The 16840-nt window shown below is 34.2% G+C and carries 11 protein-coding genes and 2 pseudogenes; 7 read left to right on the forward strand and 6 right to left on the reverse strand.

Features of this window, described 5'->3' with window-relative positions; translation table 11 throughout:
* The 3 genes and pseudogenes from ACQ96U_RS26525 to ACQ96U_RS26535 all read right to left on the reverse strand — a co-directional run.
* Positions 1-292: pseudogene (locus ACQ96U_RS26525) on the reverse strand (hypothetical protein); the annotation flags it as partial.
* 132 nt (positions 293-424) lie between these two features.
* On the reverse strand, positions 425-1279 hold the full coding sequence (locus tag ACQ96U_RS26530) for a polyprenyl synthetase family protein (RefSeq protein WP_431724303.1): 855 nt from the start codon (positions 1277-1279) through the stop codon (positions 425-427).
* A gap of 550 nt (positions 1280-1829) precedes the next feature.
* The gene (locus ACQ96U_RS26535; protein WP_431724304.1) at positions 1830-2525 is read right to left on the reverse strand and encodes an IS3 family transposase; all 696 of its coding nucleotides are present in this window, start codon (positions 2523-2525) and stop codon (positions 1830-1832) included.
* A gap of 298 nt (positions 2526-2823) precedes the next feature.
* Between ACQ96U_RS26535 and ACQ96U_RS26540 the strand changes: the two are divergent.
* Positions 2824-3781, forward strand: a pseudogene (locus tag ACQ96U_RS26540) (IS30 family transposase).
* 147 nt (positions 3782-3928) lie between these two features.
* Here ACQ96U_RS26540 and ACQ96U_RS26545 read toward each other — a convergent pair.
* Both ACQ96U_RS26545 and ACQ96U_RS26550 read right to left on the reverse strand, forming a co-directional pair.
* Positions 3929-4675: a hypothetical protein gene (locus tag ACQ96U_RS26545; RefSeq protein ID WP_431724305.1), complete on the reverse strand. Its 747-nt coding sequence runs from the start codon at positions 4673-4675 to the stop codon at positions 3929-3931.
* 10 nt (positions 4676-4685) lie between these two features.
* A complete protein-coding gene (locus tag ACQ96U_RS26550) occupies positions 4686-5471 on the reverse strand; it encodes a hypothetical protein (protein WP_431724306.1) in 786 nt (261 codons plus the stop codon).
* A 486-nt stretch (positions 5472-5957) separates the two neighbouring features.
* Here ACQ96U_RS26550 and ACQ96U_RS26555 point away from each other — a divergent pair, with 486 nt between their 5' ends.
* The 6 genes from ACQ96U_RS26555 (at position 5958) to ACQ96U_RS26580 (ending at position 16358) form a co-directional block, all read left to right on the forward strand.
* Positions 5958-6230, forward strand: a complete 273-nt coding sequence (locus tag ACQ96U_RS26555) for a hypothetical protein (protein ID WP_431724307.1) — start codon at positions 5958-5960, stop codon at positions 6228-6230.
* A gap of 837 nt (positions 6231-7067) precedes the next feature.
* Positions 7068-8129: a hypothetical protein gene (locus tag ACQ96U_RS26560; protein WP_431724308.1), complete on the forward strand. Its 1062-nt coding sequence runs from the start codon at positions 7068-7070 to the stop codon at positions 8127-8129.
* A 90-nt stretch (positions 8130-8219) separates the two neighbouring features.
* Positions 8220-9113 (forward strand): IS982 family transposase, encoded by an 894-nt coding sequence (locus ACQ96U_RS26565; RefSeq protein ID WP_431724309.1) that lies wholly within the window; start codon positions 8220-8222, stop codon positions 9111-9113.
* 439 nt (positions 9114-9552) lie between these two features.
* On the forward strand, positions 9553-11031 hold the full coding sequence (locus ACQ96U_RS26570; RefSeq protein ID WP_431724310.1) for a hypothetical protein: 1479 nt from the start codon (positions 9553-9555) through the stop codon (positions 11029-11031).
* Positions 11032-11203: 172 nt separating this feature from the next.
* The gene (locus ACQ96U_RS26575) at positions 11204-12343 is read left to right on the forward strand and encodes an RHS repeat-associated core domain-containing protein (RefSeq protein WP_431724311.1); all 1140 of its coding nucleotides are present in this window, start codon (positions 11204-11206) and stop codon (positions 12341-12343) included.
* Between the two features lie 52 nt (positions 12344-12395).
* Positions 12396-16358 carry an RHS repeat domain-containing protein gene (locus ACQ96U_RS26580; protein ID WP_431724312.1) on the forward strand — a complete coding sequence of 1321 codons (3963 nt, stop codon included), beginning with the start codon at positions 12396-12398 and terminating at the stop codon, positions 16356-16358.
* Positions 16359-16511: 153 nt separating this feature from the next.
* On the opposite strand, the gene ACQ96U_RS26585 is transcribed toward ACQ96U_RS26580, so the two are convergent.
* Positions 16512-16840, reverse strand: a 329-nt coding sequence (locus ACQ96U_RS26585) for an integrase core domain-containing protein (protein WP_431724313.1), incomplete at its 5' end; no start/stop codon positions are given.

Raw genomic sequence — 16840 nt, forward strand, 5'->3', positions numbered from 1 at the left:
TATAAACAAAGCTTAGTGATTGATGAGCGCCTATTTCTAATATTTGTTCTTTACATGAAGGGAACATTTCAGCAGCTTGATGTAAAAAGCTTTCTTGCGGTATTGTGAATGATGGTGTTGCAAGCGACTTAACATCCTCATAACGGGTGATCACCCAGCATTTTACTTCATCATCCCAATAAACAGGTGCTCTATTCTGCATTTCTTTATAAGTAGGATAAGGATTTGACACAAAATTTTGTGATTTAAGATCAAACTTCGGCTGTACCTTTTCCATTATTAGGTTCATCACTTACTTTCCTTGTATAAAGTTGCGAGATTTAACATTGATAGGGCGCAACAGCTTGTGGCTAAAAAAATGAAAAATATTATTTTTAAATAAAACAATTCATGTTATGTATGTTGTAAGTCTGTTGCTGTCATATTATTGCTTCCGTATAGCCGCAAATACCGCCAAGGAGGCGAGTGCTTGAGAAGCGGGTGAACAGCCAAATGTGTTGAGTGTTATCGTCGCTAATCTGTAGGCACGCTTCTTTGCAGATTCTTGTGCTTTTTGACCCATATCACCGTCCAAAACATCGTCCCTAACCTGAAATATGTACGCAATATCACAAGATAACGATGACAGTTGCTGTGCGGCATATTGGTTATCACTACCTGCAAGTACACCAAGCAGAGCGGCAGCTTCAATCAGAGAGCCCGTTTTCATGTGGATAACTGAGTTATCTTTGCCGTATCCCTGAAGATCTTTCATTTGCCCAAGGATCATACCACTATCTTTCAATGACTGAGCCAGAATTGACACAGCTTTACTTGAGTTTCCCACTACCTTTGCAGCAAGCTGAAATGCTGTGCAAAGAAGAAGAATTGCGGTGAGAAGTGCTTTTGACTCTCCAAACTTTAGATGTAAAGTGGCACGGCCACGACGGAGGCAAGCATTATCCATACACGGTAGATCGTCAAGGATAAGCGAACTTAGATGAATGAACTCGACGGCACAAGCATAATCTAATGCGTCACGTGCTTTACCACTTGCTATTTCACATGCAATCATAGTAAGAAGTGGACGAATATATTTTCCTTCACTTTCTATAAGATAATAAATGCATTCATGAAATTCACTATCAACGTTAGCCGTAACTTCACGAAGACGTACCGTAATAATATCTTTCCAATTATTGCGATAAGAAATGAATGCAGAAACATCGAAGTCAACAATATCAAAGCTGTTTTTGGAATGCGCGCTTGTCTCAGAGGCTATTAAATTGGATATCGCCATCACTCGTTACCTCGCTGTGGCTTCATCCTAATATTTGAATGCTTAAACCTGTTTTTATCATTGTAGATTAAATATGAAATGCAAACAGGCCATATTAAAAAAAACATCACTCATGTGAGAATTTTTAATGATGCTATGGAGGTAATTGATTAGCTAGCAGTATTAACCATCTGTTTTAATACAGAAATTATATTATTTAGTTATTTGTATGGCTAAGTTGTTAGCGTATCTTTGTTTATGTATGAATAAGTAAAAAGAGTCACATGTAAATAATGTAAATTTATTTGGTCTTAAGCAATACAATAAAATAACTTACACTATAGATTCATACTTCAATACTGTTGACACTTTTACCCAGCCATAGTCCCATAGTCGCCCAGCTTTTCATACACTGGAGCGACTTTTTGAATACTTAAGCTTAACCCTTACTTGTCAAAAAGTTTTCTCATTAAATGTTGATTAAATTTTTTACGCTTCCATGAAATAATTGAAATTAATGTTCTATCATTGTGATCTTTACCCCATTTAACGGATACCTATTATTAGGAGTTTATGAGTATAGCTGCTCAAACCTAGCGGGTGTTTTATAGCCAATAGATGAGTGCAACCTTTGCTGATTATAATAAACTTCAATGTACTCAAAAATGATCTTTTTTGCCTGTGCTCGATCACTAAAAGCGTAATCATAGATACACTCTACTTTAAGACTATGGAAAAAGCTTTCAGCAAGAGCATTATCGTAACAACAGCCTTTCCCACTCATACTACAGATGAGTTTATTGTCCTTAAGTAGTTGTTGGTATTTTTTAGAACAATATTGACTACCTCTGTCGGTGTGAACGATGACATCTGTCGGAAAATTACGGCGCCATAACGCCATTAATAACGCATCATAAACGAGCTCTTTATTGATCCGCTTAGACATCGACCAACCGATGACTTGTCGGCTAAATACATCAATAAAAATAGCGAGATACAGCCAGCCTTGCGTTGTCCAAACATAAGTAATATCACCCACCCACTTTTCATTTGGTTTATTCGCACTAAAATCCTGTTGCAAAAGATTTTCAGCTATCGGTAAAGCATGCTGGCTATTCGTTGTGGCCTTGAACTTCCTTGCTTGTTTAGCTCGAAGCCCTAGCGCTACCATCCGTTTGGCAACTCGCTTGTGATTAACACATTGCTTGTTGTCTTTTAGGGCTTTGGTGATACGAGGAGAACCATAACAACCTGATCTTCCCCCCATTAAACGGACACCCCACTTTAGGATAAAATTCACCTAAACTATGGTGTATCCCATGAATGCAAAGAAAAATAAAGCTTGGTGCAGAGTCATTACCCAAAGAAAAGTGAAGATCAACTGGAAACTTAAAAAAGTGTCTGCCAAAAACAAATTAAAATACTAAATTGCTATCATGCTGAAAAAACTTTTTTGTCAGAGTAGTAGTTTAAAGTGCTTCGCAGTTTCGGATAATAAGTGCAATTGGCATTAGAGAAGCCAGCTGATAGAGTTTGCGCTTCTCCCGACCAAGAGATGAAGCACTGTGAACTACAATCAGCTGACTGAGCATGAACGATACCAGATTTATTCGCTTTTAAAAGCAGGATTAAATCAAAAAGAAATTGCTAAGAACTTGGAACGAAATCCATCAACCATCTCTCGTGAGTTGATGCGTACGAGGATATCGTCCCAAACAGGCACAGCAGCTGTCAGATGACAGACGATCATCAGCTTATAAAGCACGGAAAGTATCCGATGAAATACACGTCAAAATTGTAAAACTGATTCGCCAGGAGCTAAGTCCACAGCAAGTTGTAGGCTATTTAAAAAAACATGAAAACACCTCGTTACACCACGAGACGGTTTATCAACGAGTGTATGAAGATAAACAAGAAGGTGGTGATCTATATACGCACCTTAGAATCGTTCCAAAGCCCTATCGTAAGCGCTATGGCCATTATGACAAGCGAGGTAAGATAAAGAATCGCGTGAGTATTAACGATCGTCCTGATGTCGTTAATAGGCGCAATAGGATTGGTGATTGGGAAGGAGATACGATCATTGGCAAAGGTCACAAGGGCGCATTATTAACATTGGTTGAACGCAAAACGCTGTATACAGTGATAAGGCGCTTAACAGGCAAGCGTGCAGATCTTTTGGCCGAAGAGGCTGTGAAAGCGATGGCTGAAATGAAAGAGAAGGTAAAGACGATTACGTTTGATAATGGTCTTGAGTTTTCAGCCCACGAGTTGATTGGAGAGGGTTTGGAAGCAGATATTTACTTTGCTAATCCGTACGCATCCTGGGAACGTGGCACGAATGAAAATACGAATGGCTTGATACGACAGTATTTTCCAAAGGACACGGATTTTAATAAAGTGAGTGATGAAGATATTCAGTTTGTAATGGATCGTTTGAATGAACGCCCGAGGGCAACAAGGAATTTCAAATCACCGAATGAAATGTTTTTAGGGAGGCGAGTCGATTTACTCGCTAATTAAGAATTGCACTTATTAGTTGAAACCAAGCTTCACTTCTTAGTCGTGAGAAGTATAAACGTTATCAACCAGTATATCTAATACAAATTTCACTTATTATTCTAAACAGCGTTGCATTACTGTTATTAATTAATAAGGCAATCAATATAATTAAGGTGTTACTAAGACTAAAAGCTGTATTTCTCCACATAATAAGCTTGGTAGGCTTAAAATAATTGTATTTTTTCTATTATCTTTTAAAGATCTCCAAGAAATAATATTCGTAATAGGCCCAGCATTTACTAAGTTGTTGAGTTCAGGAAAATAAGGTTTAGGTACTGTTACAGGTTCATCCTGGTTAGGTTCATAGACAAATAAGTAGCTTATTCCAAAACATTTGGTAGGTACGACTGTAGAATTTAAAACTTTTGTAGGGATAAGACGAACTAATACTCTAGTGACATTATCATTGTCATCAAGGTCTGACCAGGATATATTTAAGTCAAAATAATCCAAACTTCCAAGCTGTTCTAGATCATACAAGCTTTTATTTATTTGGTAAATATTATGAGTTTTAGTACTATAAGGTTCTATAAGCATTGAGTTACCCTCATATGCGGTAAAGCCAGTATATTTTGGCTCTGATGTAACTAATCCACATATATTACCAATAAAACTGCTGTTAACAGATAGCTTTCTCTCCTTTTGCGAACTTTCAGAGTCTAAAAATAACCCCTTGAGCAGATTAAAACCACCACTCAGTATACACATACTATTTGATATTGTGCTTAACCAATACATCCTCCCACTACTGGAAGATAATTGCATTATTGGTGAAATAATGCTAATATTATTAAGAACTTCTAAGCATGCATTATAAGAGTGTCCTATTTCCCAGTTAAATCTTGCACTTTTCATGTAATTAATCCTATTTAATTTTTGAAAAAATTTGAATTGAATTGCTAGAGTTATACTTGTCTTTTGAATAAGAGCTGGATATAAAATAAATTAAATTGTTGCTTGAAAATAGCGTATATCGTGTGTTGTAATCAGTATTGTTAGGGTTTATAAATTCATTTTCAGATCCAAACATCCATATTTTTGGATTATAGATAGGATCTTCAGTCCAGTTTTTTATACTTTCTAATTGGTAGACAATGGTTCCGTCACTTTCCTTAGATGATAAGGTCAATTCATGTTGAAATGATGTACTACTATTTAAAATTCCTACTAATGATAACCGTAATCTCCATGCAGGATATGTAAAATTAGTTTGTAAGCCTGAAATAATTATATCACTAGATGTCCCTGGTGGAATATAGTTGCAATAATTACTTACTGCTAACTCGCCTTCTGTGATTGGCCCATTATTGTGCTGCTCAGCACTAACAACACCTAACATGATATGAGCTTGTGTATGATTATAAAGCTTGATATTATGAGATATTTCATCCTCAACTGGATTATAGGTGAATCCTAGATTAACAACACTGGTAACAACACCATTTAACAAACCAGATATGTTTTCCACTATATCTTCTAAAGGAATCTCTACCTCTTTGGTCTCACTGTCTACATCAGTATACTTTTGTGTAGATAATCTTTTAAAAGCTGAATAATTAGCACATACTTTGTCTATAGCATTATTTCCAACAATCCATTCAAACTGATCATATGAACGGTATTTATATTCACTGACTAATATTCTACTCATGATTTCTCCTACATTTATTTGCGTTCATATTTAATATAGACACATAATGAATATTTTTTTATAAACTTTAGTTAATCGATTAATGAACTTACTGATCTTCCCCCCATTAAATGTACACCATAGTTTAGGTGAGTTTTATCCTAAAGTGGGGTGTCCGTTACATGGGGTAAAGATCAGTATGGCATAATTCTAGAAAGTATCCATTATTTCCGACTTATTAGTAAGAGCTAACTGTTCATCTTTTGAGTCTAACTAGGTTTACTAAGGTGTTTTACTATGACTGAACTTTCCATAGTGAGGATTCTTATTATGAAACAATTATTGATTTACCCATCTCCCAACTACTATTCTACTATAATTATTTAGTGAACTTTTGTTTCCAGATCATCCATAAGAATAATATCTATAATTAAACTATTAATAACGATATACTGTAATTTTCTTTTAATGCAGCAATATACTTACCATTGATAAAAAGGCTATAAGATGATCATTAATGATGATTTTAATCTATTCATGGAAAATAAAATAAATAAATATGCTAGCAATATTATAAATAATTCAGTAGATTACGATTTACTATCACTTGGCGAAATTTCATTTTACATATCACTTCAATCAATTTTGCAATCAAAATGTAACAATCAATATCAAGCATCCTTATACGAGATTGGTATGATGGATGCTATTAATGATGTATTAAAAATACTTGGAGTTATTTCCGAAGGTTGTTTTTATGATAAAGCTTTATCTGAGTAAAACTATATCAATCCAATTATTACCAAATTCATGGTGATTGGTGGTGTTCATTATAAATGCTGAACGATATGTAGTGAAATACTAATTATGGATACCTTATTAGCACTGATAAAGAGACTTAAAACAATCAAACAAATGCTCTATAAGTAAAAGCAGGTTCACTTTTACTCTATTTTTATTTTTTTAAAATATCAGTTTGGTTACAGAGTAAAATTAAATTGATTACGAAGCATTAATGGTCATGATTGTCTCGCAATTTCTGCCAAGATAAATTAATAGCAATTATAAAGATTGTATATCTAAGCTAAGAGCAGTAAGAATTTAGTGAGATTGAGTGCAAGATTTTGCGTGTGAAATAGGAATAATTAGATACAATTTTTTATTCACTATGCGCTCATCATAAATAAACTATTTAGTGTTAACAGACCCTAGACAACATTCTTAGAAACTTAAGTTTCCAGAAATAATTACTATGTTTGGCTTATACTGTAATATATGAGTTTTTAAATTTAAATAACTGTCAAATACAGATATTAATTTAATTAACATAGGTAAACTTCAAACTTGGCTGGGAGACAAAAATAGATTTTACCTTTGCTGTGCATTAGCTTAATTAAAAGTAGGAAGAATGAATTTATGCAAGAACAAAAAAGTTTGAACCATAATCATTTATACTTTAAATATCATTATCATTATTTCACTAGTTAGCAAGTAGGTAGGATATTTAATGGTAGACTATGTGCATGTATGATTAAGAATTTCCCCAAAATAATGCAATATCAATAGTAATAAGTTTTAGATAAAGATAAAGAAAATTTACTTATTTTAGGTGGTAAAATGAAATATATAAAAATATCTATGTTTATATTATTTATTTGTTTTGGTCAAGTGTTAATGGCTGAATCAAACTCAAAAAGCTACTTTAAGTTATTAGGTGGCCCTATAAAAAATAGCATGCTATCAGAAGAATTATTTGAACAGATTAAAAAATATAAATTAGATAGAGTGTGTGATAAAACAAAATCAAATGCGCCATATAAAATATTGTTAATAGATGCAAATTACAAAATTAAAGAGTCAATTAAAGCCGAGATAATTAATGCTAATGCCATTATTATTTATGGGCATAAAAATAATGTAGCTAAAATAACTAAAGAATTATCTGGATTAACAATAGTTAGCAATACTATTGCTCTAGTTAAATACCCTTATTGGAACGTAAAATTAATTGATTTTAGTAAACGAATTAAAAAAATAACTAACCCAAGAAATAAAGCATCAATAATACTTGATGCACTAAATAATGAACGTAGAAAGATATGTATGAAGAATATTAAAAATAATATAAGTAAACGATTTGAAAGAGAGTTTGGCGACACAAACGATCCCATTGATTTAGGGTTTTCTAATGCTACATCTACAACAGTGGACGAAGATTCACATAACTTTGAGTGTCCAGTAAATAAAGCATTGACTGGTATTCGTCATAGTGGTGATGAAAATGGAGAAACTGTGTACACTTGTAGTTCATTGTATATTAAGAATGTATCCAACGGAGAAATTATTTTAAAAAATCCATACTCGCTAGGGAGTGATGAAGAATCTAGTTCTTCTTTTACTTGTGAAGGATTTTCAATAATGGTTGGAAGAAATCATCGTGGTGATGAAAATGGTGATAGTTATATGAAATGTGCATACCCCTATACCAAAGATGGAAAAAGAATTAAACCAATAATTGAACATTATGATAGTCAGACCCAAAGCTCAAGTAATTTTGACAGTACTTCATATAATATGATAATGGTCAAAAGAAGTCATTATGGAGATGAAAATGCTGATACAAATATGACATACAAAAAATTAGCTATCTACGAAGTACCTTGTGTATTTACAATATAAAATTACGCGATGCTCGACTTTTATTGGTTTGAAATGACAACCCCTGACCCCAACCTTTGTTTTGCCGAAACAAATTCAAAGGGACAGGGGATGTCAGTAGAAGAGTTTATCATAGCAGTTTATTGTTGGGTTTATGATACCTTCAATGAGTTACTTAAAGGCCCGCGATTACGTAAACGAGGGACTATGCCCTCTCTTTCTGATCTTGAAGTGATTGCAATGGAGCTCATCGGCGAGTTTTTTGGGTTAGATGAAGATACTCATATCTGGCGGTATTTTCGTGAACATTGGCGAAATTATTTTCCAGGTATCGGCTCAAGAAGCCAATTTTCAAAGCAAGCAGCAAACTTTTGGGCGGTAAAACAGCAGTTGCAAAAACGAGTCACTATGGCACTGGGAACAATCACTGACCCACTCCATATTGTCGATGCTTTTCCTTTACCCGTGAGCCACTTTAAACGGGCAAAAAGCTGTAGCCGTTTTAAAGGAGAGGCAGACTACGGTTATTGTGCTTCAAAAAGTGAAACTTATTATGGGTTTAAAGGGCACTTACTCATTGATTTTCATGGTGCAATTGCAGGGTTTACGTTAACACCCGCTAATGACAGTGAGCGAGAAGCCGTCTGGGAGTTAACGAAATTGATGAAGAGTGGTATTTTGCTAGGTGATAAAGGTTATTTAGGTGTAGATTTTAAGGCTGAATTATTTGAGCTAAAAGCAGTACAATTAGAAACACCGGTCAGAGAAAAAATGGTGGATCAACTCCCAGAGAAATGGAGGGGACAGTTAAACCGGGTCCGACGACGGGTTGAGACAACGATTGGTCAGCTTGTAAAAACGTTTAATATCCAACGAACAAAAGGGAGGACCTTATGGAGTCTGACGAATCGAATAAGTCGTAAATTGTTATCACACAGTTTATGTGTGTTACTCAATAGAAACGAAGGCAACGCTCCACTTCAGTTGGCTCAATTAATAGGCTAAAAAGTCTAGCATCACGTTAAAATTGGTAAATTTAAAAATAATAGTGGTAATATAATATATTTGTATTTTATGATTTTTATATGAATTTACAACAAAAAACATACTTAAATAGTTTTTATTTTGATGGATTAAAAAATCCAAATTTATAACCAGCCATTATTTATAATGGCATACTATTTATGGTAAGCTAATTAGATATGATTAAAAAAAATATGAATACTTACTTATTTGTATAAATTAGTTGGTTTAGATGAAATGTAGGGCTTTAAAATTTCATTGGTATCAAATTATATTGAAGGGAGGGATGATAAATATATTAAGCTATAAAAGTGGTAATGGATAAGCTTAAAGATGTATAAAAGCAATCAGGTATGGAAATATATTTTATTTTATTTGCATTATTTTCATGATAATCAAATATAAAATAATAGGCAATACTATGACTGACTATACTAAGGTATTATTAATTACAATTGCTCTAGCTATTACAGGAATTGTAAAATCCAATGTAGAACCTTTAAAGCATAGAACAGAATGTGGAGTTCTATCTGAAGATAATAAAGCGACTGTTGAAATATATGGTATCACGGCAACGGATTATGGAAACAAACTATATAATAATAGTAGAATGAAAAAACCACTGACTATCCGTTACACAGCTTATGTTAATGACAATTCTGACTGCACTGTACGTTTTGATGCTAAACAGTTGGAAGAAAATTTTAAGCTTGTTTATCACCGAGATAACATGAATACAAGTGAAATACCTAATGATATTCTCTCTGCTGAAGATGGTTACTTTATTTCTTCTGATCCCTACCTAGAAAATAGTTTTATTGATGGCTATGAATTACCAATTTCCCAAAGAAATAAAAATAGTAAAATTGTTTTTAACGATGATAAAACCATTTTTCTTTCTGTTTCTGATGATCATAGTGGTGCTCTTTCACTATGTGCATTTGCTGAAGGTCCATTGGTAGAGGACTCTCCATTTTTAAAATACAAAGACTGCACTAATAGACCTATATCACAGGAATCAACACTCCAAATAACAACACATAATTTTAGCAAAGATGATATTACTGTAAATTCCATCAGTGATAGTCTTCAATGTAGAGACAACTGTGAACAATATTTTACTTATGATGAAGGTCCTGACTATTCATTAATCATAGACCCTGTACCATTAGCGGTAGAACGTGTTTATTACCAAATAAGTTTAGATGGAGTGGGAATTCCACATGCAACTAAATTACGAGTGGCGGCTCACACTGATTGGAATGAAAGTGGTGCTTGGATGTATTGGACAAATAGCTATTTCGATTCAGGTATCAAGATTGCGACACTATGTATTCAGCGGCGATATAATGAGATAAACAATGATTGTGGTTCTTCATGGAATGGTGATGATTTTTCAGCAGCAGTTCTTGCTCTATATAATGGAATAGATGTAAAAGATACAGCTGATGAGCATAATGTATATCAGCATCTTGAAGTGGATATTATTACTTCTATTGGTATTAAGAGCTCTGGTAAATTTAGGTTTATACGCGGAATATCAGCACCAAACAATGGGTTTTCTTTTGGGCTTTACCATATAGATGGATATGCTAATGCCCATAATTTAACATCAGTGGATAACTTTAATACCTATCCTGAAGATGGTTCGACTTTTTTCATTGCTCGGCCACCTACTGTTGTTACTCATATTGTGCAGGATAATTATGGTAACCTTTCGATACTTTCAGTAAAATTTTCTTCCCGAGGAGATGATAATAACCAGAGAATTGAAATGATAGATTATGACTTGTCATCATGTGATCACTATACTTTAGAAGAACCTATTCAAGGTTTTTCGTCACCATACTGTTATTTTATGTCTGAACATTATGGTGATGAATGGTGGAAAACTTATTAATTTATTTATTAGTTTACGTGTAGTCTAAAATTAATGAATATTTTGCAAAGAATAACCTATAGAGATAGCTTTTAAATTAATAATAGTTGTCTATTATTAATTATTTTTTATTGTTTTTATGCTGGATGAATATTATAGTTAAAAATACCCATATAAATAAAAGGAGCTTCTTATGAAAAAAAGAACAAAACAAAATCAGTTAGATAATTTTATACCTGCTGTTGGTTTTAATGGTGAACTAATTGATAATGCTTCAAAGGGATATCTATTAGGTTGTGGATATCGTCGATATGATCCTTCTTTAGGACGATTTAATAGCAAAGATTCAGAAAGTCCATTTGGATCAGGAGGACTAAGTAGTTATTCTTATTGTGCTGGTAATCCAATAACTTCAGTAGATCCTACAGGCCACAGCTTCATGGATTTTTTAGTAGGAATTACAAATATTATTATTGGAGTTGCTGGTATAATAGCAGCTCCTTTCACTGGTGGAAGTTCTGTTGTGATTGCGGCAGGTATGGCCTCAGGTTTGACCTTAGCTGGCGCAGGGATTGCACGAACGGTAGCAGGAGCACAAGATGCAGCGGGGCATGAAAGTCAAGTGGCTCGTGCAGCTAGTTTTTGGCTTGGAGCTGCATCGGCTGCTTTTGGTGTTGTTTCTATAGGAAAACAAATATCTTCAGTAAGTCGAGCTGGTAAAAAGCCCTATAGGATAGAGCGCAAACTTAGATTAAGGGCTAAAAAAAATACAAACTCAAAGATGGTTAGTGTGAATGCAGATAAATTCAAACCAAATAAGGATACATCTTATCATCTTGCATTTCAAAAATTTACTAAAAATGCAAAAGCCTTACGTAAAAACAATCAGACCACTCGTTTGGAAAGTTACGCAAGTTCTCATGGTGGAACTCCATTACCAAATGGTACATCTCTAACCGGAGGTGAACGACTTAGCGCTATTAATACTCCCACATTTCAAGAATTCTTTGCTTCTGTTAGCAAAGGAACTCTTGGAAGAAAACCTGGCTTCTTTAGTGTTCGAGAAAAAACTTATGCTTGGAAGGGACATTTAACAAAAACACGTATTCCAATGAAAGAAGGTGGTTTTTTATCCAGGTTCAGGACCCTAAATTATGGAGAGCTCACAGGTTCGGTTACATCAACCTTTCAAGGAGTAGTTTCAAGTATAATATTTGCGCAAGCTGAAATGGCTCCTGCAGAAACGGCTCCTGCAGAAACATCATCTACTCAGGTTTCACAAATCTATCGTTCTGCTTTTATTAGACAAAGTGCATTCATATATGGTCATTAGCTTGATAATTACCCATAAATTTATTATTAATCCCACATAGAGAGAAATCCTCATGTTGCATCGTCAACAAATTTATTTTGATAAAAATAGTGGTAATGGAGCATTTTCTTATGCATCTAATTTTGAAAATAATTTTGCTGGAGAAGTAAATGATCAGACTGGACGATACAGTTTTTCAATTAATGCATTAAGTAGTACAACCAATCATCAGTTAGGACCAGAAATAGAACTCATACTTTCTCTTAGTGATAATGATAGAGAAAATTATGGTTTAGGTCCTGGTTTTTCCTTGAATTTAACTGAGATTGATATAAGCAATCAGATACTCTACTTATCTAGTGGTGAAGCACTAAAACTTAATCGTAATCTCGATAGTGTGATTGATCCACATCCTGAAAATCTTAAAATTAGCTATGTTCAGGAGGGTAACCGATTTCTTTTCACTATTGAATATAAGGATGGTTTGAAAGAAGTTTTGACCAGCAATGCTCGATTATCAAATTTTGCTACAGTGACTCGTAGAGAAGATGTATTTGGAAGGGGAGTCAATTTTAAGTGGCAGGGAACGAGTGTAAGAGATGAAAAGACAAAAGAAACTTTACATCTACTTGAATATATTGTAGATGATTATGGCCTTGAAATTTTGAATGTGGAACCGTTGGATTCTCAAAAATCTAAACTACATTTCCTTGAGCGTTATACGATAGACATTATAGAAAAGAATATATATGAAATGTGGGTAAGCTTACCATATGGAGAAAACCAAGAATATAAATCCGCTTCAGCGTGGCATAAATTATATTCAGGTAAACAAGGGATTATACCTTATGCTATTTCTCAAGTTGATTACCCATCTGGGCGCAAGGATCAACTTTTCTATAATATGTATGCAATTAAATTACCTGCACCCGTTGGTGGCCAACAATTTATGCCTGGAGTGGAAAAGATAATTATTACTGGCACTGATCGAACACCATCAAGAGAAGTTAAAGAGATCACACTGCAGGTAAAAGAATACAATTATAATCCTGAGGGAAATACTAATAATCATAATTATTTAGGATACGGATCCTCAGTACAAGATTATGATCCATGGAGTGATAATTCATATAAAATTACTGGTAATTATCAATATCTAACTGAAATTATAGAATATATTAATGTAGTTGGCGAACCTGATAAAACAACAAAAACAGTAAATACGTACGATAAATTTCACAATCAAGTTATGACTATGTTAGTTGTCGGTGATTGTATCATTGAAACTAAGCGTGATTTTTTAGAAAATGAAAGTGATTATGATAAACCACTAGAACAGCAAATACTGACTCTTAAACAGCCAAAAAGATTAACCACAACCTATAAAAAAAGTGGCTTATCACGAGCTGAAACTGTAGAGATGGACTATGATGAAGCGGGTAATTTAGTAGAAATGCGAGACTTTGTTGAAAATAGAAAATCTAACTATACATATTATGATACCCGGAATGGAGCACTTCCAGATTGCCCAGAGTATTCTTTTATACACTATCTAAAGACAAAAAATGAACAAGAATTAGTTGGTAGTTCGCCTGATACTGTAAGAACAGAGATTCATACTCACAAACTTAACGGATCTGGAATTGTACAGAATACAATTGAATATGTTCAAGCTAATATTGTTGAAGAATTTCATTACTATAATGATGAGCTTGCTGGAACAGTAAAGACACAGAGTAAAAGTTTCAATGGGTATATTGAATCAACAAATATAAGTTATGAACTTGATGTGAGTCTTGGTGAGTATGTAGAAACGAAAACTATCTCTGCGCCTCAATGTCAAGATAATGTTGTCGAAATTACCCACTATGATCTTATCACAGGAAATGAGACATTTAATGATAATCAGGGAACTCTTGTAACATCTCATTATTATAATGATGGTCGATTACATAAAGAGATTATAGATGAAGGAGGAGCTAATGAGGCTTTTAAGGAATATTTCTATAATGATATTGAGCATACAGTCTCAACTACAGATAAGAATGGTACTATTACAACTGAATACCTCGATGGTTTAGGCAGAGAGTATGCAAAAGTAATTACAGTAAATGAAAATGGATCAGAAATTCTAAAGGACTATCTTGTTGTTACAACGAAATATGACCTTGGTGGTCGTACAGTGGAGATTATCGAATATGATATAATTCTGACTGGTGATCCTTGTTGGAACCTTGAAAATGAAGTTTTTCCGACTTCTTGGGAAATGAGAACTACTTTCGAGCATGATGATTGGGGTTACCTTTTTAAAACTCAATCAAATGGTGGTCCTGTTAATATCATTATTAATGATCCAATTGAACAAAGTATTACTGAAAAAGTTGAAGGTCTTCCTTATAGTAAAATTATACACTCAAACTATGGACGGGAAGAACGAACTTTGAGCATGCGTTCTGATGGTCAGACTTATGGTACTGACTTTGTTGTAAAGACCGATGGTCTGGGTCGTACATTATTAATACAAGATAGACACGGAGGAAATACACACTATACCTATGATCAACAGGATCGAACAAAAAGTGTTATTAAAGGAGATAAAATTATTGATTATATATACTCTGAGTTTTCTCCTGAAATTAGGTTATCAGAAATAATTTGCTGTGGTATATCTGTGGGGCATCGTGAATTTGATGGTTTTGGTCGACTAATAGTTGAAACTTATGGAGATAGTCAAACTATATTTAACTATTCTCCAGGCCAACTTAATCCTAATAAACAAATATTACCAAATAATACCCCTGTTTCATTAGGTTATAATCCAACTATCGAGGACTATACAACTATTGGTAACTTGACAATGACCTATGATCCAGTTTCTGCAGAAATGACTTCTGCAACGGAAGATAATAAGTCAATACTGTCAGAGTATCGCTTTGATGGTCTCACAAAAAAAGAAAGTAGTGATGATAACTGGTTTGTAGAAAATTACTATTCTCTTGCAGGTAAAATAACAGCCAGATCTGATAAATTTGGCAATATAACGTATTTTTTATACGATGATCGCGGACGCTTAGAGCGTGAACTTGTTTTAGATGATCAAGTTACGGCTTATACATACGATGAGTATGATAGGATCCAGGAAGTTTCTGTATCTGGTTTGTTTGAAGCTCATAGAGAGGTTGATATGAGTTTGTTACCAGACAAATTAACTTCAATTTACAGTGTGAATAGTCACATCCTTCGAGAGGAGTACACCTTCTCACTTGACGGTCTCCTTGAAGAAAAACAAATATCCCTTAATGAAGCCAGTCCAACTATTCATACTTACCAATATGATGAACATCAAAGGCTTAAGAATTATTTCGTTGAGGGTCCACTTTCTCCTGCTGATAAGTTTGGCAATATAATAGCATCTCAAATTTACAATTATGACCCGATAGATAATATTCGTCTTATTGAAATAGAGTTTAAGGACGGCAGTAATATACACTTAAACTATAACTATGAAAATACTGATCCTAATCAATTATCCTCAATCACTGCTATAGGAAGCAATTCAGCTTATCCTTTACAAATAATTTTTGAATACGATCAACTTGGAAATATGCTTAATGATGAGAATGGTTTAACTTATGGTTATGATAATCATGGACGTTTGGAATTAGTTTCAACTGCAAACAATGAGGTGATTGCTAATTATTACTATGATGCTATTGGACGATTAAGCAAAACAATATATCAAGATGGTCAAAAGAGCACCTATAATTACTGTGGTAGTGCAGTGATGTATGAAGGTACAGTTGAAGAAATAAACAAGTCATATTACTACATTGGTAACCAGGTAGCAGCGATTACTCAAAAAAATGACTTAAGTGGAGCATCTCAGGAAACCTATCTGTCAGATATTATGGGATCACCTATTCAGGTAGAAGTTTCTGGCGGAATATTTAATGGTATTCATGAAATGACTTATACTCCTTACGGACTACAGAAAGAAGTTGCTACTTCCGGTTGGAAAGATTTTCAGAAAAAATAAATCACGTCAATGTTTGTTATTACAGGCAGTATATTTATTTAATAAATAAAAACCACGTCCTATGGGCGTGGTCATCGTCGGAGCGGAATAACTCATGAGACTGTAAAAGATTTTGTTTAACCGCCTATTCTTAATGATAACAATGTGTACTGGTCAACCCAAATTGGACATATTTAGTTGAGAATTTTCAAGCTCTATGGGTGACAAATCACCATTGGCAGAATGCAGTCGCTCTATTTTGTAATACTTCATATAAGCCGCCACATCTTGTTTCATAAATTCCCTCGTTGGCTGACTCACCTTAAAAAGCCAATCGTGTTTCAAGCTACCAAAGAAGCGTTCTACAACAGCATTTTCCCAACAAGCACCCACATCGCCCATACTGGCTCGGATACTATAGCTCGATAACAGCTTACGATATCGCTTGCTGGTATACTGTGAGCCACGATCACTGTGAAATACAAGGCCTTTAGGCGGTTGGC

This window comes from Zooshikella sp. RANM57 (assembly GCF_050749885.1).
Classification (GTDB): domain Bacteria; phylum Pseudomonadota; class Gammaproteobacteria; order Pseudomonadales; family Zooshikellaceae; genus Zooshikella.